The 19,051-nt window shown below is 68.4% G+C and carries 18 protein-coding genes; 9 read left to right on the top strand and 9 right to left on the bottom strand.

Annotated features, from left to right (window positions below; all coding sequences use genetic code 11):
• Positions 1 to 15 precede the first annotated feature (15 nt).
• Positions 16 to 1,572 (top strand): 2-polyprenylphenol 6-hydroxylase, encoded by a 1,557-nt coding sequence (ubiB, locus tag ACFPN9_RS08000; RefSeq protein ID WP_066719944.1) that lies wholly within the window; start codon positions 16 to 18, stop codon positions 1,570 to 1,572.
• 159 nt (positions 1,573 to 1,731) lie between these two features.
• On the opposite strand, the gene ACFPN9_RS07995 is transcribed toward ubiB, so the two are convergent.
• On the bottom strand, positions 1,732 to 2,163 hold the full coding sequence (locus ACFPN9_RS07995; protein ID WP_066719947.1) for a VOC family protein: 432 nt from the start codon (positions 2,161 to 2,163) through the stop codon (positions 1,732 to 1,734).
• A 22-nt stretch (positions 2,164 to 2,185) separates the two neighbouring features.
• Positions 2,186 to 2,668 carry a DUF1579 domain-containing protein gene (locus ACFPN9_RS07990; RefSeq protein WP_067254857.1) on the bottom strand — a complete coding sequence of 161 codons (483 nt, stop codon included), beginning with the start codon at positions 2,666 to 2,668 and terminating at the stop codon, positions 2,186 to 2,188.
• Positions 2,669 to 2,835: 167 nt separating this feature from the next.
• Between ACFPN9_RS07990 and ACFPN9_RS07985 the strand changes: the two genes are divergently transcribed.
• A complete protein-coding gene (locus tag ACFPN9_RS07985) occupies positions 2,836 to 4,290 on the top strand; it encodes an AMP nucleosidase (RefSeq protein ID WP_066718848.1) in 1,455 nt (484 codons plus the stop codon).
• Positions 4,291 to 4,310: 20 nt separating this feature from the next.
• Here ACFPN9_RS07985 and ACFPN9_RS07980 read toward each other — a convergent pair whose 3' ends face one another.
• The 3 genes from ACFPN9_RS07980 to ACFPN9_RS07970 form a co-directional block, all read right to left on the bottom strand.
• Positions 4,311 to 5,243, bottom strand: coding sequence for an aldo/keto reductase (locus ACFPN9_RS07980; protein ID WP_066718851.1), 933 nt, complete (start codon positions 5,241 to 5,243; stop codon positions 4,311 to 4,313).
• A gap of 111 nt (positions 5,244 to 5,354) precedes the next feature.
• On the bottom strand, positions 5,355 to 6,200 hold the full coding sequence (locus tag ACFPN9_RS07975; protein ID WP_066718853.1) for a universal stress protein: 846 nt from the start codon (positions 6,198 to 6,200) through the stop codon (positions 5,355 to 5,357).
• Positions 6,201 to 6,226: 26 nt separating this feature from the next.
• A complete protein-coding gene (locus ACFPN9_RS07970) occupies positions 6,227 to 6,628 on the bottom strand; it encodes a hypothetical protein (RefSeq protein ID WP_066718856.1) in 402 nt (133 codons plus the stop codon).
• 135 nt (positions 6,629 to 6,763) lie between these two features.
• Here ACFPN9_RS07970 and ACFPN9_RS07965 point away from each other — a divergent pair, with 135 nt between their 5' ends.
• Positions 6,764 to 7,603: a universal stress protein gene (locus ACFPN9_RS07965; RefSeq protein WP_066718858.1), complete on the top strand. Its 840-nt coding sequence runs from the start codon at positions 6,764 to 6,766 to the stop codon at positions 7,601 to 7,603.
• Positions 7,604 to 7,678: 75 nt separating this feature from the next.
• Here ACFPN9_RS07965 and typA read toward each other — a convergent pair whose 3' ends face one another.
• Together typA and ACFPN9_RS07955 are read right to left on the bottom strand one after the other, a co-directional pair.
• On the bottom strand, positions 7,679 to 9,502 hold the full coding sequence (gene typA / locus ACFPN9_RS07960; protein ID WP_066718861.1) for a translational GTPase TypA: 1,824 nt from the start codon (positions 9,500 to 9,502) through the stop codon (positions 7,679 to 7,681).
• Positions 9,503 to 9,677: 175 nt separating this feature from the next.
• Complete coding sequence (locus ACFPN9_RS07955) at positions 9,678 to 11,054, bottom strand: TAXI family TRAP transporter solute-binding subunit (RefSeq protein ID WP_197431942.1); 1,377 nt, start codon at positions 11,052 to 11,054, stop codon at positions 9,678 to 9,680.
• Positions 11,055 to 11,100: 46 nt separating this feature from the next.
• Between ACFPN9_RS07955 and ACFPN9_RS07950 the strand changes: the two genes are divergently transcribed.
• The 3 genes from ACFPN9_RS07950 (at position 11,101) to ACFPN9_RS07940 (ending at position 15,064) form a co-directional block, all read left to right on the top strand.
• Entirely contained in the window at positions 11,101 to 11,787 is a 687-nt protein-coding gene (locus tag ACFPN9_RS07950) for a phosphoribosylanthranilate isomerase (RefSeq protein ID WP_066718869.1), read from the top strand.
• Positions 11,784 to 13,001, top strand: coding sequence for a tryptophan synthase subunit beta (gene trpB / locus ACFPN9_RS07945; protein WP_066718874.1), 1,218 nt, complete (start codon positions 11,784 to 11,786; stop codon positions 12,999 to 13,001). The genes ACFPN9_RS07950 and trpB overlap by 4 nt, the downstream gene beginning before the upstream one ends.
• A gap of 131 nt (positions 13,002 to 13,132) precedes the next feature.
• A complete protein-coding gene (locus ACFPN9_RS07940) occupies positions 13,133 to 15,064 on the top strand; it encodes a glycosyltransferase (protein WP_066718875.1) in 1,932 nt (643 codons plus the stop codon).
• Here ACFPN9_RS07940 and ACFPN9_RS07935 read toward each other — a convergent pair.
• A complete protein-coding gene (locus tag ACFPN9_RS07935; protein WP_066718877.1) occupies positions 15,009 to 15,602 on the bottom strand; it encodes an SCO family protein in 594 nt (197 codons plus the stop codon). The two genes, ACFPN9_RS07940 and ACFPN9_RS07935, sit on opposite strands and share 56 nt — an antisense overlap.
• Before the next feature lie 45 nt (positions 15,603 to 15,647).
• A complete protein-coding gene (locus ACFPN9_RS07930) occupies positions 15,648 to 15,833 on the bottom strand; it encodes a hypothetical protein (RefSeq protein ID WP_066718882.1) in 186 nt (61 codons plus the stop codon).
• A gap of 199 nt (positions 15,834 to 16,032) precedes the next feature.
• Here ACFPN9_RS07930 and ACFPN9_RS07925 point away from each other — a divergent pair, with 199 nt between their 5' ends.
• The 3 genes from ACFPN9_RS07925 to ACFPN9_RS07915 all read left to right on the top strand — a co-directional run bounded on the left by ACFPN9_RS07925 (position 16,033) and on the right by ACFPN9_RS07915 (position 18,815).
• Positions 16,033 to 16,332 (top strand): PepSY domain-containing protein, encoded by a 300-nt coding sequence (locus tag ACFPN9_RS07925; protein ID WP_066718885.1) that lies wholly within the window; start codon positions 16,033 to 16,035, stop codon positions 16,330 to 16,332.
• Between the two features lie 34 nt (positions 16,333 to 16,366).
• On the top strand, positions 16,367 to 16,909 hold the full coding sequence (locus ACFPN9_RS07920) for a hypothetical protein (RefSeq protein ID WP_066718888.1): 543 nt from the start codon (positions 16,367 to 16,369) through the stop codon (positions 16,907 to 16,909).
• A 205-nt stretch (positions 16,910 to 17,114) separates the two neighbouring features.
• Positions 17,115 to 18,815, top strand: coding sequence for an AMP-binding protein (locus ACFPN9_RS07915; RefSeq protein WP_377816317.1), 1,701 nt, complete (start codon positions 17,115 to 17,117; stop codon positions 18,813 to 18,815).
• Positions 18,816 to 19,051 lie beyond the last annotated feature (236 nt).

Here is a 19,051-nt window from a genome sequence, read left to right as displayed (position 1 = left end):
CATGACGGGCCGGGCATGATCTCCTCGCTGTTCCATCTCGCGCGGACCGCGCGCACCGGCTTCGTGCTGGCCCGCGAGGGCGCGCTGGCGCTGATCGATCCGTCGGTCCTGCCGCCGCTGGCGCGCGGGCTGATCCGCGTCGGGCGGCTGATCGAGCGGCGCGAGGCCGGCACCTCGGCGACAAGACTCGCCGCGGCCCTGACCCGGCTCGGCCCGTCCTATGTCAAGTTCGGGCAGTTCCTGGCGACGCGGCCCGACGTCGTCGGTATGAAGATCGCCTCCGACCTCTCGGCCCTGCAGGACCGGATGCCGCCCTTCCCGATGGCGCAGGCTCGCGCCATCGTCGAAGCGGCCCATGGCCGGCCGGTCGAGCAGGTCTTCGCCGCCTTCGGCGAGCCAGTGGCGGCGGCGTCGATCGCGCAGGTCCATCGCGCCCGGCTGAACGACGGGCGGGAGGTCGCGGTCAAGGTGCTGCGGCCGGGTATCCGCGATCGCTTCCATCGCGATCTCGGCGCGATGCGCTTCGGCGCGGAGCTGGCCGAGCGGCGCTCGGCCGAGGCGCGGCGCCTGCGCTTCACCGGCGTCGTGGAGACGCTGGCGCGCTCCGTGACGATGGAGATGGATCTGCGGCTCGAGGCCGCCGCCCTGTCGGAATTCGCCGAGAACACCAAGAACGATCCCGATTTCCGGGTCCCCGAGCCGGACTGGCAGCTCACCGCCCGCGAGATGCTGGTCGACGAGTGGATCGACGCCATCCGCCTCTCCGACGTCGAGGCGCTGAAGGCCGCCGGCCACGACCTGCCGGCGCTGGGGCGGATCGTCATCCAGTCCTTCCTGAAGCATGCGATCCGCGACGGCTTCTTCCATGCGGACATGCATCCGGGAAACCTGTTCGTCGATGCGCAGGGCCGGCTCGTCGCTGTCGATGGCGGCATCATGGGGCGGCTGGGCCTGAAGGAGCGGCGTTTCCTCGCCGAGATCCTGCTCGGCTTCATCACCCGCGACTACACCCGGGTGGCCGAGGTGCATTTCGAGGCCGGCTATGTGCCGCCGCATCACGACGTCGCCGATTTCGCCCAGGCGATCCGCGCCGTCGGCGAGCCGATCCACGACAAGAGCGCCGACCAGATCTCGATGGCGAAGGTGCTGACGCTGCTCTTCGAGATCACCGGCATGTTCGACATGGCGACGCGCACGGAACTCGTCATGCTGCAGAAGACCATGGTGGTGGTCGAGGGCGTGGCCCGCACGCTCGATCCGCATCTCGACATGTGGAGCACGGCCGAGCCGGTGGTGCGGGACTGGATCACGCAGAATCTGGGGCCCCTCGGCAAGCTCGCCGAGGCCGGGCGCGGCGCGGGTTCGTTGCTCGACAGCCTGTCGCGGCTGCCGGAGACGGTGACGCGCGCCGAGCGCGTGCTCGGCCAACTCGAGAATGCCTCGCGGCACGGCTTCTCGCTCGACGAGCGCAGCATCGCCGCGATCGGCCGGGCCGAGGCGCAGCGCAACCGTTGGGGCAATTGGGCGCTCTGGGTGATCGCAGGCCTGCTGGCCTGGGCGGTGCTGGGGTAGTTGTCATTCCGGGGCTTCGCGGAGCGAAGAACCCGGAATCCACGGCTTGGCGCAGGCCACCCATCGTCCCGTTCCCGATCGTCGAGAAGGCAGGCGGCTCGCCCGGTCGTGGGTTCCGGGTTCGCCACTGTCTCGGCGCCCGAGAATGACGCGTGTGGCTCAGCCGCAATTGGCCTTTTCGGCCGGCATGTCGGCGCCGATCATCCAGTTCGTGCCGAAGCGGTCGCGCAGCATGCCGAAGCGGGGCGACCAGAAGGTCTCCTCCATTCGCATCTGGATCGTCGCCCCTTCGGAGAGCGCAGCGAAGATGCGCTCGGCCTCGGCGACTTCGGGGACGTTGACCGACACCGAGACGCTGCGCATCGGCCCGTCGCTGCGGCCGGGCGGGGCGTCGGAGGCCATCAGCATCTGGCCGTCGAGGACGAGGCAGGCATGCAGGATCTTGTCCAGCCATTCGGGCGGGACATGGGCCTCGGCCGGCGTGCCGCGATGATCCATCATCGCTTCGATGCGGCCGCCGAGAATGGCCTGATAGGCGGTGAAGGCCTCGCGGCAATTGCCTTCGAACATCAGATAGGGGGACAGTTTCATCGATTCTCCTCCTTTGAAGGGCTCAGGCTGTGCGGCGGTAATGGGCCGTCATGAACTCGCTCCAGCCGCCTTTGCCGTCGGGCATGTAGGACGCCAGGATGCGATGGTCGGGCGAGACCAGGGTGACGACGTCGCGGTAGGGGATGACGGCACCGTCGCCCGTCATGTTCGGGCCCGAGGATTCGAGCGTCAGCACATTGGCGGCCTCGTCGAGGGTGCCCTCATAGAGCCAGTGATGCGTCATCATCGAGCCGATAAAGCTGCCGACGAAGCGGCCCTTCGCAGGGTCGAAGCCGAGCGTCATCAGCGTCCGGCCGGTCGTGCCGTCGGGCATCTCGCCCTCGCCTTCGCCGAGCGTCCAGAGCCCGCCGAGCGAGCGGACGGTCTCGCGGCCCTTCGATTTCTGCCGCGGTTGGTCCGGCCCCATCGCGCAGTCCATCTCCGAAGTCCATTCACCGACGAGCTGGTGCAGCCAGTCGTGTTCCTTCTGCGGCTTCGCGAACATGGGCATCTCCTCCTGGGGCCGTTATCGGGTCGGCCTTAAGTTAACTGTTTGGTTTAGTAATTGGCGATGGCTGGCGAGTCAAGCCTCAGGCCCTGTCAGCCTCCGGCAGTTGTCACGCGCGCAAGGCCGGGGCTAAAGCTCGTGCGAACGAAAGGACGCCCCCGCCCATGACGTTCGAGACAGCCGCAAATCCCGCCGCCGCCATCGACCGGCTCGAAAGGCTCTATGGCGAGGCGCGGGCCGCGCTGCGTGGCGATCTGCAGCGCTTCTTCGAGACCGGGCAGGCGCCGACGCCGGAAGAGCGCACGCGCTATCGCTACCCGCTGCTTCGCGTGACCTACGAGCCCTCGAAACTGCCGGCGGCGACCCGGCGCGGCTATGCGAAGTTCGCGGCGCCGGGGGTCTATTCGACCACGATCACCCAGCCGGCCGAGTTCCGCGCCTATCTGCTCGATCAGCTTGAGCCGCTGGTCGAGGAATATGGCGCGACGCTCGAGACCGGCGTCAGCGACCAGGAAATTCCCTACCCTTACGCGCTGGACGGCGGCGACGAACTCGGCCGCGGCAAGGTGACGGCCGCCGAGCTGGCGCGTCATTTCCCGACGCCGCTGCTCTCGCTCGTCGGCGACGAGATCGCCGACGGCACCTTCGACATCGTCGAGGGGCAGCCGCGGCCGCTCTCGCTGTTCGACGCGGTGCGCGTGGATTACTCGCTGCGCCGGCTGGTGCATTACACCGGCACCGACTGGCGCGCGGTGCAGCCCTGGGTGCTGCTGACCAATTACCACCGCTATGTCGACCAGTTCGTGCGGCTGGGGCTGGCCGAGATCGAGGCCGGCACGGCGCAGGCGCTGGTGACGCCGGGCGGGGTGCGGATCGAGCGCGACGGGATCGATGTCAGCGCGGCGGAGCGGGTGATGTCGGCCCCCTGGCACCGTTTCCAGATGCCGGCCTATCACCTCATCCGCGAGAACGGGCAGGGCGTGACGCTCGTCAATATCGGCGTCGGCCCCTCGAACGCCAAGAACATCACCGACCATCTCGCGGTGCTCAGGCCCCATTGCTGGCTGATGGTCGGCCATTGCGGGGGTCTGCGGCAGACGCAGATCATCGGCGACTATGTCCTCGCCCATGCCTATCTGCGCCAGGATGGCATCCTCGACGAGTTGGTGCCGCCGGACGTACCCGTCCCGGCCCTGGCGGAGGTCCAGGTCGCGCTGCAGGAGGCAGCGGCCGAGGTCACCGGCGAGAAGGGCGACCAGCTCAAAAACCGGCTGCGCACCGGCACCGTGGTGACGCAGGACGACCGGAACTGGGAGCTGCGCTGGACCAAGGAGCGCCGGCGGATCAACCTGTCGCGCGCCATCGCGGTGGACATGGAGTCGGGCACGATCGCGGCCCAGGGTTACCGCTTGCGCGTGCCCTATGGCACGCTGCTCTGCGTCTCCGACAAGCCGCTCCATGGCGAGATCAAGCTGCCGGGCGCAGCCAACGCGTTCTACGAACGCGCCGTCAGCGAGCATCTGCGGATCGGGCTCGCGGCTCTGGAGAAGCTCAAGAAGGCCGGCTCGACGATCCATTCGCGCAAGCTGCGCAGCTTTGACGAGCCGCCCTTCCGCTAAAGGCGGCGAGACCGCGGGTCCTACGCGGTGATGCGGTCGATCTCGGCGAGCTCGTCCGCCGTCAGCGCCCAGTCGGCCGCCTTCACATTGGCGGCGATCTGCTCGGGCCTGGTCGCACCGGCAATGACGCTGGAGACGACCGGCTGGGCCGCGAGCCAGGAGAAGGCGAGCTCGACCAGCGTCCTGCCGCGCGCCTCGCAGAAGTCGGTCAGCGCCTCGATCTTCGCCCAGTTCGCCTCGCTGAAGATCTGGCCAGCGCGCTCGGGCAGCTTGGTCAGCCGCGCCCCGTCGGGCATCGGGGCGTTGCGCTTGTACTTACCTGTCAGCGCGCCGTTGGCGAGCGGGAAATAGGGCAGCAGCCCCATGCCGTAATGCTTCAGGGCGGGTATCAGGTCCTTCTCGGCGCCGCGCTTGAGAAGGCTGTACTCGTCCTGTGCCGAGGCGAAGCCGGTCAGGCGCAGATCGCGCGCCGTCCATTGCGCGTCCGCGACCTGCCAGCCCGGCATGTTGGAACAGCCGACATAGCGGACCTTGCCTTGGGTCACGAGATCCTCGAGCGCACGCAGCGTCTCGTCGATGGGCGTGAGCGGGTCGGGCGTGTGGAACTGGTAGAGATCGAGCCAGTCCGTCTTCAGCCGCGTCAAGGATTCCTCGACGGCGCTCATGATGTAGCGGCGGGAACCGCCCTGCCCGCCATGGAACATCTTCATGCCGAACTTCGAGGCCAGGACGATGTCCTTGCGGCGCGCGCCCAGAACCTCGCCCAGCACACGCTCGGATCCCGCCTTCTCGCCATAGATATCGGCGGTGTCGAACAGGGTGATGCCGTGCTCGATCGCGGCATCGACCACCTTGCGCGTGGCCTCGTCGTCGATCCGGCCGCCGAAATTGTTGCAGCCGAGGCCGACGAGCGACACGCGCAGGCCGGAACGGCCGAGATTGCGGAACTGCATGGAACTCTCCCCTCAACGAGAGAGTGAAGAGGACCAGAGCCCGGGAGCGCCGGCAAGGTCGCAGCGAGGCCGTCCCGGCTGCGCCGGACGCAGGGCGGGCGCAGCCGACTCTCAGTGGGACATCAGGCAGCAGACCGGCGTGGTTTCGATCAGGTCGCGCGTCACCCCGCCGAAAATCCATTCACGCAGGCGGCTGTGCCCATAGGCGCCCGCCACGATGAGGTCGGCATTCTGCAGCTTCGCCAGATCGGCGATCTCGGCTGCGACGGTGGCGCTGCTCTTCGGCCGCGTCACCACGCGCGCCGCGATGCCGTATTGCGCGAGATAGCCGCAGACATCCTGCGCGCCGTCATCGGCCGGATCGGCACCGACGGAGAGGACGGTGACGACATCCGCCCGGACGAGGAAGGGCAGTGCATCCTGTACGGCGCGGCGCGACTCGCGTGTGTCCTTCCAGGCGATGACGACGCTTCTTGCCGCGAGCCTCTCCACCTCCTGCGGGACGATCAGGATCGGCCGGCCCAGCTCGAGGACCACGTCCCCCGGGGCGACGCCCATGCGGCCGAGCGGCGGATCGCCGCCGCCCTGGCGGGCGAGAACGACGAGGTCGGCCGCCCGCGATTGGGTGAGGACGAAGCCGGCCGGAGCATCCACTGCGCTGCGCCAGTCCAGCGCCACACCGTCAGCAGCCCGGCGGAACAGGGCCTGAGCCTTGGCGAGATCCTCCTCCATCACGGCGCGGGCATTCTCGACCAGCACTGCATCGACCATCCCGGCGCCGTCCCCGTAATAGGGCAGCTCGAGCTGATCGGCGCCGGTGCCGATGAGGCGGCAGGAGAGGCAGCGGGCCAGCTGTGCGGCAAAGCGGATGGTCGCTTCCGCCCCCGTGCCGAGATGGACGGGAGTCAGGAGCGTGCCGAAGCCGAGGGGCTGGGCGGTGGAGCGGGTGTCTGACATGGACTTCGTCTCCAAGGGCCGGGCTGTCAGGCGCCGGCCGGAGCGGGTGCCGCAACGGCTCGGAGGGCGACGACCTTGTAAGGCCTGAAGTCGCCGTCCTGGTCGCGGATCGAGACATATTCGCCGAGCTGGAAGCGATGGCGGTCCAGCTTGTAACCGACCTCGTCATCGTCGCTGGAGGCGTCGTCATAGTCGATGCCCCAGCTCGCACCGCCCTCGCCGCCGGCGCGGTGCAGCAGCCAGCCATGGCGGTCGGGCTCGTTCGGCGCGAAGCGCCGGACGCGGCATTTGTCGCGAGCGGCATGCCACTCCTCGGCCAGGAGCCGGCCCTCGGCATCGAGCGGCGCGGTGATCTCGTAGCCATCGCGGGCATTGCCCTCGGGCTGGGCGGGCATGCGGCCCAGATGAAGCGTGATGCGGTGAAGCATGATGACGTCTCCTCCGTCGGTGGCCGACGGATCGCACTGTCCCACCGATCGGGAGAAGCCGGGTTGATCCAGCGCAAGGGCGTTGCCGCCGGTTCGGGCATGCTGCCGGCAAGAGCAACCCGTGGAGGATCCGTCATGCCCCTGTCGATCAAGAGCGTTCTCGTCGGCTTCACCGAGGACGGACGCGGCAATCACAGCTCGGCCGTCGCCTACGCGATCTCGCTGTCTCAGGTCGCCGACGCTCACCTGACGCTGGAGGCCGCCTCGATGCGCTATGCGGTGCCGGGCTCGCTGGTGGGCGCCTTCGGTGCCGAGCTGATCGCGCATGAAAACCGCCGCATCAAGGAACTGGCCGAGGCCTTCGCCGAACAATCGAAGGGCCGGGCCGACCTCGCCGGCGTCGTCTGCAGCGTCGAGACCCCGTCCCTCGTCTTCGCCAGTCTTTGCGACCGGCTGCTTGCTCATGCCCGCGTCCACGACGTCACGGTGCTCGACATGGAGACCGATCCGGTTCAGCGCGACCGGGGGCTGATCGAGGCGGCGCTGTTCGACAGCGGTCGCCCCGTCCTCATCGTGCCCCCGGGCTGTGAGCGCCATGCCGGCAAGCGCGTCCTGATCGCCTGGGACGGCGGCTCCTCGGCGGCGCGGGCCGTGGCGGACGCGCTGCCCTTCCTGAAGGAGGCGGAGGAGGTCGAGATCCTCACCGTCACCGGCGAGAAGGATCTGGCCGGCCTGCTGCCAGGCGCGGACCTCGCCCCGCATCTGGCCCGCCACGGCATCAAGGTGAGCGTCCGCAATGTCGCGCTCGGCGAGGCGGATGTCGCCAGCGAGATCCGCCAGGCGGCCAGCGGCTTCGCCGCCGATCTGATCGTCTGCGGCGCCTACAAGCATTCGCGCCTGCGCGAATGGCTGCTCGGCGGCGTGACGCAGTCCTTGCTGCAGGAATGCCGCCTGCCGATCCTGATGAGCCACTGAGCGCGGCGGTTCCTTCCGAAACGACGAAGGGCGGGCCTTGCGGCCCGCCCTTCGCAATCCTCCGGAGCGCCCGGTTCAGGCGACGTCCTGCTTCATCTTCTGCGAGCGCTTGCGCTCGTTGGGGTCGAGGATCGCCTTGCGCAGGCGGATCGACTTCGGCGTCACCTCGACCAGCTCGTCATCGTCGATCCAGGCCAGCGAACGCTCCAGCGTCATCCGGATCGGCGGGGTCAGGCGCACGGCCTCGTCCTTCGAGGTGGTGCGGATGTTGGTGAGCTTCTTGCCCTTGAGCACGTTCACCTCGAGATCGTTCTCGCGGGTGTGCTCGCCGACGATCATGCCCTGATAGACCTTCCAGCCGGGCTCGATCATCATCGGGCCGCGATCCTCGAGGTTCCACAGCGCATAGGCCACGGCCTCGCCGGTTTCCATCGCGATCAGCACGCCGTTGCGGCGGCCGCCGATCTCGCCCTTGTAGGGCATGTAGTCATGAAACAGGCGGTTCATGATCGCGGTGCCGCGGGTGTCGGTCAGCAGCTCGCCCTGATAACCGATCAGTCCGCGGGTCGGGGCGTGGAAGGCCAGGCGCAGGCGGTTGCCGCCGGAGGGGCGCATCTCCAGCATGTCGGCCTTGCGCTCGGACATCTTCTGCACGACGACGCCGGAATGCTCCTCGTCGACGTCGATGATGACCTCCTCGATCGGCTCGAGCAGCTGGCCGCTCTCGTCGCGCTTCAGCACGACGCGCGGACGCGAAATGCCGAGCTCGAAGCCCTCGCGGCGCATCGTCTCGATCAGGATGGCGAGCTGGAGTTCGCCGCGTCCGGAGACGATGTAGCTGTCCTTGTCGGTCGCCTCTTCGACGCGCAGCGCGACATTGCCCTCCGCCTCCTTGAGCAGGCGGTCACGGATGACGCGGGTCGTGACCTTGTCGCCTTCCGTGCCGGCCAGCGGCGAGTCGTTGACCATGAAGGTCATCGAGACGGTCGGCGGGTCGATCGGCTGGGCCTTGATCGGCTCGGTGACGGACGGGTCGCAGAAGGTGTCGGCGACGGAGCCCTTCACCAGACCGGCGATCGAGACGATGTCGCCGGGGATCGCTTCCTCGATCGGCGTGCGCTCGAGGCCGCGGAAGGCGAGGATCTTGGTGATGCGGCCGGTCTCGACGGTCGAGCCGTCGCCGGAGAGCACCTTGATGGTCTGGTTCGGCTTGGCCGAGCCGGAGACGACGCGGCCGGTGATGATGCGGCCGAGATAGGGGTTGGCCTCGAGCAGCGTGCCGATCATGCGGAACGGGCCTTCCTCGACGCGCGGCTCCGGCACATGGCTGAGGATGAGGTCGTACATCGGGGCGAGGCCCTGGTCCTGCGGACCCGCCGGATCATGCGCCATCCAGCCCTGCTTGCCCGAGCCGTAGAGGATCGGGAAATCGAGCTGCTCGTCGGTAGCGTCGAGGGCGGCGAAGAGATCGAAGACCTCGTTGATGACCTCCTGGACACGGGCGTCGGGCTTGTCGACCTTGTTGATCGCCACGATCGGACGCAGGCCGAGCTTCAGCGCCTTGGAGACCACGAACTTGGTCTGCGGCATCGGACCCTCGGCGGCGTCGACCAGGACGATGGCCGAATCGACCATGTTCAGGATGCGCTCGACCTCGCCGCCGAAATCGGCGTGGCCGGGGGTGTCGACGATGTTGATGCGCGTATCCTTCCAGACGACCGAGGTCGCCTTGGCGAGGATGGTGATGCCGCGCTCCTTTTCCAGATCGTTGGAGTCCATCACGCGCTCGATGACGCGCTGGTTGTCGCGGTAGGTGCCCGACTGCTGCAGCAGCTGGTCGACGAGCGTGGTCTTGCCGTGGTCGACGTGGGCGATGATGGCGATATTGCGCATGGACATGCGGGAAGGGCCTTTGTCATGGCCACAAGCCGGCGAGGATCGAAGCCCTGCCGGCGCAGCCCGTCTCGAGGAAACTGGAATTCGCTGCGCTGCACATAAACGCTGACGGGCGTTTGGGCAACCACGAAGGGCCCGCAGCCGCGGCGCAGGGTGAATCGCGGGCGGTTTCCGCCCGTCAGATCTGGACGGCGGCCGCCCGGATCTTCGCCTCGACGACCGCGCGGCTGACCTGGTCGAAGACCAGACGGTAGGCGGCGATGGCCGAGGAATCGAGATTGCCCTCGCCGAAATCGCCGAGGACCTCGAGCAGAATGGCATCGGCTTGGGCGCGGTAGTTGTCGAGCGCCTCGAGATCGGTCGTCGCGCGGATCTGCGGCAGGATCGCCAGAAGCCGGTCGAGCCCCATCATGGCTTGGCGGCGGCGGGCCGCGCTCTCGCGCCCGAGCAGACCGGCCGCGCCGGTTCCCAGGAGCGAGAGTCCCATCACGCCGAGATAGAACCAGTCGCCATAGCGTTCGAAGAAGGTCTTCTGCTCGCCATCGATGAAGGCGGCCGCGCCAGCATGGACCGGCAAGGGCGCGTCCTTGTCCGTCGCCGGTGTCTCCAGCGCCTGGATCTGCGGCAGTTCGGCCGCCAGCGTGACCCGTAGGCCGAGCAGGGCGCTGACCAGATTGCCGACGACATCCTCGTCGAGGTCCTGCGCGGCGACGAGGCGCGAGGTCACCGCGATGGTCGGCAGGTTCTCAGAGGGGCGCGGGGGGTCGCCGCCGAGCGCGCCGCGCACGATCTCGCCGGTCTCGATGGTGCGGATGCGGGCCGCCAGCGCGTCCGCCTCGCGGATCGGGATCAGGACGGGGTCCTCGCCCCAGGCCGAGCGCAGCCGCCCGGCGCCGTCCCCGCCCGCCCGCGCGCCCACCGCGTTGACGGTGAAGAAGGCGTCGATGCGCCGTTCTTTCGCCGCGGGCACGATCTCGTCGGGTGTGAGCCCGACAATCTCGACATCCTGCGGGCCGACCTCGTACTGCGCGAGCACCAGCCGGAGCAGGGCGATGTTGCCCTGCGGATTGCGCACGACGCCGACGCGCCGGCCGCGCAGATCGGCGATGCGGCCAATGCCGCTCTCCTTGTCGGTGATCAGGAAGGGAAAGGAGCGGCGGGTGATGAGCGCGGTGTCGGCCTTGGCCGGCAGGGCGATGTCGGGCCGGACGATGGCGAGCTCGGCATCGCCCGCATCGACCTTGCGCGCGCTCTCCTCGGACCCTTCGGTCAGGATCAGGCGCAGACGAATCTGGGATTTCTCGCGGTTCAGGCCCTGTACGAAGCCCGCCGCCATGCGCGCATCCTCCGAGCCGAGCGGCCCGACAGCGAGGCGCAAGGTGCGCGGCTGGCTGACGACATAGAAGACAGCTGCGGTGACGCCGGCGAGCGCCAGCAGCCCCGCGAGAATGGTGAAACCGCGCCGCCCCTTGCCGAACAATCGAGTCCGCCCGCCCTGTCGCCGCTTCGTTTCGCCGGCACTGCCTGGCCGCGCCAGCTTTGCTTCGCCCGTCATCATGTCGCAAGTGCGGCGACGATCACCTTCGTGTAAAGCCGGGCACATGTCCGCTTCCGCCCAGCCCCTCGCCATCAAGATCTGCGGCCTCTCGACACCCGAGACGCTGGAGGCCGCGCTGGCGACCGGGGTCGAGATGATCGGCCTCGTCTTCCATCCGAAGAGCCCGCGCTTCGTGCCGCCAGAAGAGGCGGCCGCGCTGGCCGCTATGGCGCGTGGCCGTGCCGAGATCGTGGCGCTGGTCGTCGACCGCGACATCGCCGAGCTCACGGATCTCGTCGAGGCCGTCCGGCCGGACTGGCTGCAGCTGCATGGTCGCGAGACTCCCGAGGCCGTGCGCGCCATCAGGGCCGCGACCGGGCTGCGGGTGATCAAGGCGCTCGGCATCGCGGACCGGCACGATCTCGCCGCCTTCGCCGCCTATCAAGGTATCGCGGACCGTATCCTGCTCGACGCCAAGCCGCCCAAGGACGCCGCCTATCCCGGCGGGCACGGACGGACCTTCGACTGGTCGATCCTGGCGGCGCTCGACCGGACTTCGCCCTTCATGCTATCGGGCGGGCTCGATCCGGTGAATGTCGCGCAGGCCATCGCGATGGCACGGCCCTGGGGCGTCGACGTTTCCTCCGGGGTGGAGCGGGCGCCCGGCGTCAAGGATGTCGACCGGATCACGGAATTCGTCGTCGCGGCCCGCGCCGCGGCGGCCGCAGCAGCAGAGGCAGGCCGGACATGAACGCCCCCCAGAACCCGAACACCTACCGCTCCGGCCCGGACGAGAACGGCCGCTTCGGCCTGTTCGGCGGGCGCTTCGTCGCCGAGACGCTGATGCCGCTCGTGCTCTCGCTGGAGAAGGCCTATGAGGCCGCAAAGGCCGACCCCGGCTTTCAGGCCGAGATGGCGAGCTATCTCAAGCATTATGTCGGGCGGCCCTCGCCGCTCTATTTCGCCGAGCGCATGACCGAGCACCTCGGCGGCGCGAAGATCTATTTCAAGCGCGACGAGCTCAACCACACCGGCGCGCACAAGGTGAACAACGTGCTCGGCCAAATCCTGCTGGCACGGCGCATGGGCAAGAAGCGCATCATCGCCGAGACCGGCGCCGGCCAGCACGGCGTCGCCACCGCCACGCTCTGCGCCCGCTTCGGCCTGGAATGCATCGTCTATATGGGCGCGGTCGACGTCGCGCGGCAGGCGAGCAACGTCTTCCGCATGAAGATGCTCGGCGCCAGCGTGGTGCCCGTGCAGTCCGGCACCAAGACGCTGAAGGACGCCATGAACGAGGCGCTGCGCGACTGGGTGACCAATGTCGCGACGACCTTCTACTGCATCGGCACGGCGGCGGGTCCGCACCCCTATCCCGCGATGGTACGCGACTTCCAGTCGGTGATCGGCAGCGAGACCCGCGAGCAGATGCTGGCGGCGGAGGGCCGCCTGCCGGATTCGCTGATCGCGGCGATCGGCGGCGGTTCGAACGCGATCGGCCTGTTCCACCCCTTCCTCGACGATCCGAGCGTCAGGATGTGGGGCGTCGAGGCGGCCGGCCACGGCCTCTCGACCGCCCAACACGCCGCCTCCCTCACCGGCGGCAAGCCGGGCGTCCTCCACGGCAACCGGACCTATCTGCTGATGGACGACGACGGGCAGATCAAGGACGCGCATTCGATCTCGGCGGGGCTCGACTATCCCGGCATCGGACCGGAGCATGCCTGGCTGCACGACACCGGGCGCGTCACCTACATCTCCGCGACCGATGACGAGGCGCTCTCGGCCTTCCAGCTCTGCTCGAAGCTCGAGGGCATCATCCCGGCGCTGGAGCCGGCCCATGCGCTGGCCAAGGTGATCGAACTCGCCCCGACCCTGCCCAAGGACCACCTGATGGTGATGAATCTGTGCGGGCGCGGCGACAAGGATATCCCGCAGGTGGCGGAAATCCTCGGCGGAATGTGAGCCGAGGACCCGCTGCGACCCGAAAATCGCGCCGCCCCTCTCGACTCCCCGCTCCGATCCGGCAACCATGAGTTGTCCCGGGCCAATCAGGCCCGGGCAGTCTCGTCGTTGCGTGGGGCGGAACCGGGCCAGTGGGGGGCAGCGGTCACGAGGGGCATCCGGATGGTCCGGCGACGGCTTCGGCCGGCCTGCCGGTGGAGATCGCTTTTCTCGCAGGCCGGGGCATTGCGCCGGTCCAACTCGCCGAGGCGGCCCGTCGTGCCGAACGCCGGCGCAGCGAGCCGGCTCGCGAGGTGTTCGCAGCCGGGCTGATCGACGAGGAGAGCTACTACCGCGCGCTGGCGGCCGAGCTCGGCCTGCCCTTCCACGCTGGCCCCTTCGCCCCGAGGCCGGGCGGCGAGCATGAGGCGATCCTGCGCGGCGGCATCGCGCCCGTTCGCTCCGACAGCTCCAGCGGCCCGCGATTCGTGATGGCTCCCGAGGGGCCGGCCCTGCGTGCCATGCTCGAATCCGGGCCGCGCCGGCGCGACGATGTCGCTGTGGTGACGCCGCGACGCTTTCATGCCGCGCTGCGCGAGGCCAATGCGGACAGGCTCGCGCTTCGCGCCGCCAATCTCGATGCGCCCGGCCTCGCACGCGACAGTGCCAGGACCGGCTCGAGCCGAGGCCAGCGGATCGCCGCGACCCTTGCGGCGGCGGCCGTCCTCGCCGGCGCGGTGGTCGCGCCGCTCGAAACCTTCTTCGCGGTGGCGCTGCTGCTGGGGCCGCTCTTTCTCGGGCTGATCCTGCTGCGGCTGGGAGCGGCGATCGAGCAACCTCTTCCCGATCTCTGGCGCCAGCATCGCTGGCGTGTCGACGACAGCCGCCTGCCCGTCTACACGGTCGCGATCCCGCTCTACCGGGAGGAGGCGGTGCTGGCGCAGATGCTCACCGCGCTCAAGAGGCTCGACTATCCGCCGGCGAAGCTCGATATCCGTCTGCTGATCGAGGCGGACGACATCGGCATGCAACGCGCCTTGGCGCGGATCGCGCTGCCGCCGCAGATCGCGGTGACGATCGTGCCTCCAGGCGAACCGCGGACCAAGCCGAGGGCACTGAACCTCGCCTTGATCGAGGCCCGCGGCGCACTGTTCACGATCTTCGACGCCGAGGACATTCCGGATCCGCAGCAGCTGCGCATGGCGGCGGCGCGCTTCCTGCGGGCCCCGGAGGATCTCGCCTGCCTGCAGGCCCGGCTGGTGATCGACCATCCGGAAGAGGGATTGCTGCCAGCCCTGTTCGCGCTGGAATATGCCGGGCTGTTCGAGGTGCTGAACCCGGGCCTGCTGCGCGCGGGACTGCCGATCATGCTGGGCGGCACCTCCAACCATTTCCGTACCGACGCGTTGCGGGCGGTCGGCGGCTGGGACGCCTGGAACGTGACCGAGGATGCCGATCTCGGCGTCAGGCTGGCGCGGGCCGGTTACCGCATGGGCGATCTGCCCTCGCAGACGCGCGAGGAGGCCCCGCTGACGCTGAGGGCCTGGCTGAAGCAGCGCTCGCGCTGGATTAAGGGTTACATCCAGACGCTGGTGACGCATTCACGCGCGCCTATCGCGGTGCTGCGCGAGGCCGGCCCGCCGGCCAGCTTCGCCTTCCTCTCGCTCGGATTGGGGACGATCGTCACCGCGCTGGCCTATCCGGTCTTTGCGGTGGCCGCCTTTCTGGCCTGGCGCGAGGGCTCCCTCTTCGCGCCGACGCATGTCTTCGGCAGCGTGGCCTCGGCACTGGCGGTCGGGGTCTGGCTGTTCGGAGCCGTCGCGCTGTTCCTGCCGCCGGCGCTGGGCGCGCTGCGGCGCGGTTCACCGAAGCTGCTGCTGCTGCTCCCCCTGCTGCCGTTCTACTATGGGCTCGTCTGCATCGCGGCCTGGATGGCGCTGCACGAGTACCGGGCGCGCCGCTTTACCTGGAACAAGACGACCCATGGTCTGGCACGGCGGCGCGCGCCGCTCGCTGAACCCGGCGGCGCTAGAGGTGACGCAGCCATTCCTGCGCCGCCTGCGCCGGCGGCTGTTCGACATTGAAGGCGCCGATGAAGCGGCCGTCCTTGCCCATCAGATAGACCAGTGCAGTGTGGTCCATGGTGTAGTCGTCACCCTGGAGGGGGACCTTGCGGGCATAGGCGCGATAGGCCCGGATCATGGCGTCGATGGCCGGCCTGTCGCCGCTCAGCCCGACGATGCGCGGATCGAAGGAGCCGAGATAGCTCTTCATGATCTCGGGCGTGTCGCGCTCGGGATCGACCGTCACGAAGAGCGCGCGCAGCTTCTCTCCCTTCGGCCCGGCCGCGCGCAGCACCTCCGATATCTCGAAGAGCTTGGTCGGGCAGATGTCCGGGCAGTGGGTGAAGCCGAAGAAGACGAGGAAGGGCGCGCCCTGCAGATCCTTGTCGGTCAGCGACCGACCCTCCTGTGTCGTCAGGGTGAACGGCCCTCCGACGCTCGCCGTACCCGTGCCGGAGGCGCCCTGCCGGCTCGGGGCGAAGGTGATGATGGCGGCAGCGGCGAGGACGAGCGCGCCGGCGAGAAAGACGACGAGGGGCAGGATGAGACGGCGGTTCACGGGAGCGGTCCTGTCGGGAGCCTGGGAGCGGCGCGGCGTTGCGCCTCAGAAACAGGCGACGATGGCGGCGATGAGGCCGTCGGTGAAAAGACGGGCGCCCTCGCGCCACCAGAGCAGCACTCCGGCCAGGAACAGCGTCAGGGCGCCGCCGCAGAGCAGTGCGATGCCGAGCCGCGACGGTGCGGGGTCGGCCGGGGCACTGTCCGTCTGTCCGGTCTCGAGGGGGCTCATTCAGCGGATATAGCGCTCCGGGACGCTCGCCGGAAGCGTCCTCCGCGCCGCACGGCTCGGCGCAGGACGCTCGCGAACGGCGGCAGGGCGATCCGGTTCCGTCGGGCGGCCGGGGTTATTTCGGGAACGTTCGCCTCAGCTTGCCGTTTCTTTGAGCATCAGCGGCCTCGGGCCGCCCTGCCTCACGGAGACCCTACCCATGAAGAAGCTGCTCATCGCGACGATGATCGTCTCGGCGACCTCGTTCGGCGTCCTGGCGCAGACCTCGACGACCTCGCCCATGCCCGCGCCGAAGGCGGAAGCCGACAAGAACGCGCCGCTGCCGGGCGCCAACAGCTTCACCGAGGGGCAGGCCAAGAGCCGGCTCGAAGCCAATGGCTATTCGGACGTCTCCGGCCTGAAGAAGGACGAGAACGGCGTCTGGAAGGGCATGGCCACCCATGCCGGCGCCAAGGTCAACGTCTCCGTCGACTATCGCGGAAACATCGTCCGCAACTGATCCTTCCCATCCACCTGCCTGCTCGGAGGTCACCATGACCCGCACCATCACCCGTTCCTATGACAGCTACGCCATCGCCGCCGACGTGGTCGAGAAGCTCGAGACCGCCGGCATTCCGGCCTCGGACATCAGCCTCGTCGGCCGCAATGAGCGCGGCGAAGAGAGCAACGCCGCCGAGGGCGCCGGCATCGGCGCCGGCGTCGGCGGCGCCGCTGGCCTGCTGGCCGGGCTCGGCATGATCGCCATCCCAGGCATCGGCCCGGTCGTCGCGGCAGGCTGGCTCGCCGCCACAGCGGCTGGCGCCGTCGCGGGTGCCGCCGCCGGCGGCCTCGTCGGCTCCTTCATCAATGCCGGCGTCGACGAGGAGGATGCGCATTACTATGCCGAGACCGTGCGTCGCGGCGGCAGCGTCGTCTCGGTCAAGACGAGCGAGTCGCAGGCCCCGGCCGCCGAAGCGATCATGGATGGCGCCACGCCGATCGATCGCGACGCTCGCCTCGCCCAGTATCGCCAGGAAGGCTGGTCGCGCTTCGACGAGAAGGCCGAGCCCTACCGCGCCACCGCGCCGGTGATCTGATCTCGCATCCGATCACGACGACAACCTCCGGGGCTCGCGCCCCGGAGGTTTTTTGTATGGGAACGCCATACAGGCACCTGTCGGCACGAAAACGCAGAGCCGGCGGCCTTGCGCCGGGCGAAGCCGCCGCTACCCTCGCCTTTTGCCAGGACCATCATGAGGGCAGGTCTTCTGATGGGCGGCAGACAGGCAGGCCGACCCGACGATGAACACCGATGAAGCCGCCTATTTCGAACGCCTGCGTCAGCTTCAGAGCGCGGCATGGCCGCCTGGGATCGCCCGCGATCCGCATTACCCCCTCGGCCCCATCGCGATCAGCGACCATCTGCGCGAATGGGCTCGGCGTCAGCCGGACAAACCAGCCTGCATCTTCTACGGACGCGCCATCACCTATCGCGAACTCGACGATCTGAGCGACCGCTTCGCAGGACTGCTGCACGAACATGGCGTGCGGCAGGGAGACCGGGTGGCGGTCTATCTGCCTAACTGCCCGCAATTCATCCTGGCCTTCTTCGGCATCCTCAAGCTCGGTGCGGTGCATGTGCCCGTGAACCCGATGTTTCGCGAAGCCGAACTCGCCTATGAACTCAACGATACGGGCGCGCGGGCCATTCTCTGCCTCGACAGCCTGATGCCACCGCTTCGGCAGGTGCGCGACCGGACGCAGGTTGAAGCCGTCTTCGTGACGAGTTTCGCCGAGATGCTGCCCGCCGAACCGAGCTTTCCCGTGCCCCCAGCGCTGGTGCAGCCCAAAGTCGCTTGCGAGGATGCCATCGATCTGCTGCCGGCGCTGGCCCGTGTGACGGCGCCGGCTCCCGCCTTCGCGCCGGATCTCGATGCGGTCGCTGCGCTGAACTATACCGGCGGCACGACGGGCATGCCGAAGGGCTGCATCCACACCCAGCGTGACATGCTCTACACCGCAGGAACGTCCCTGGCGGCGAGCTTCCAGCTCTCGCCCGACGATGTGGTGCTGAATTTCGTACCGATCTTCTGGATCGCCGGCGAGGACACCGGGCTGCTCTTTCCACTCGTCGCGGGCGCGACCCTCGTTTTGATGGCGCGCTGGGATGCGGTGGGCTTCATGACGGCGGTGGAGCGCCACAAGGCGAGCTTCGCCTATCTGCTCGTCGATAACGCGGTGGAAATTCTCGACCACCCCCGGACGCCATCCTTCGACCTAACCTCGCTGCGCAAGGTGCGCGTCTCGTCCTTCGTGAAGAAGCTCAATCCGGATTTTAGGGCCCGCTGGCGGGCACTGACGGGGGCCGACATGATCGAGGCCGCCTGGGGGATGACCGAAACCCACACGATGGACAGCTTCACCATCGGCATGCAGCAGGACAATTTCGACCTGCTGTCGCAGCCGGTCTTCGTCGGTCTGCCGGTGCCCGGCACCGATTTCAAGATCTGCGATTTCGACAGCGGCGCGCTGATGCCGTTGGGCGAGACCGGCGAAATCTGCGTGCACACGCCTTCGCTGTTCAAGGGCTACTGGAACAAGCCCGAAGCCAGCGCCGAGGCGATCCGCAACGGCTTCCTGCATACGGGCGACATCGGTGTCATCGACGAGCAGGGCTATCTGCACTTTCTCGGGCGCCGCAAGGAGATGCTCAAGGTCAAGGGCATGAGCGTCTTCCCGGCCGAGATCGAGGCCATGCTCGGCCAGCATCCCGACATCGCCGGATCGGGCGTGATCGGCCGCGAGGATGCCGAGCGCGGGCAGGTGCCGGTCGCCTTCATCGCGCTTGGCGAACAGGCGGTGGGGCTGGACGAAGCGGCGCTCTCGGCCTGGTGCCGCGAGCGCATGGCCGGTTACAAGGTGCCCGAAATCAGGCTGGTCAAGGCCTTGCCAATGACGGCGACCGGCAAGGTCAAGAAGGAGGAGCTGCGAACCCTGCTGTGAGGGTCGCAGCCTGGCCCACGCTGTCGTCGCCAGCGCTTCATCGCAGATCGTCAGGAACAAATGTTGGAGCGGGCGATCGGGATCGAACCGACGACATTCAGCTTGGGAAGCGGAGCCAACTAGCTCTTAGCGCATCAACACGTTCCCCATTGGCGACCGCTGCACAATTGTGCCGGCCGCCACCTTTTGCATGGCAGATTGACTTTTTAGCGCATTTCCGTATTTTACCCTGACCC

Source organism: Allobosea massiliensis, assembly GCF_042655245.1.
GTDB classification, from domain to species: domain Bacteria; phylum Pseudomonadota; class Alphaproteobacteria; order Rhizobiales; family Beijerinckiaceae; genus Allobosea; species Allobosea massiliensis.
The sequence above is the reverse complement of the archived record's forward strand: the minus strand, read 5'-3'. Positions and strand labels throughout refer to the sequence as shown.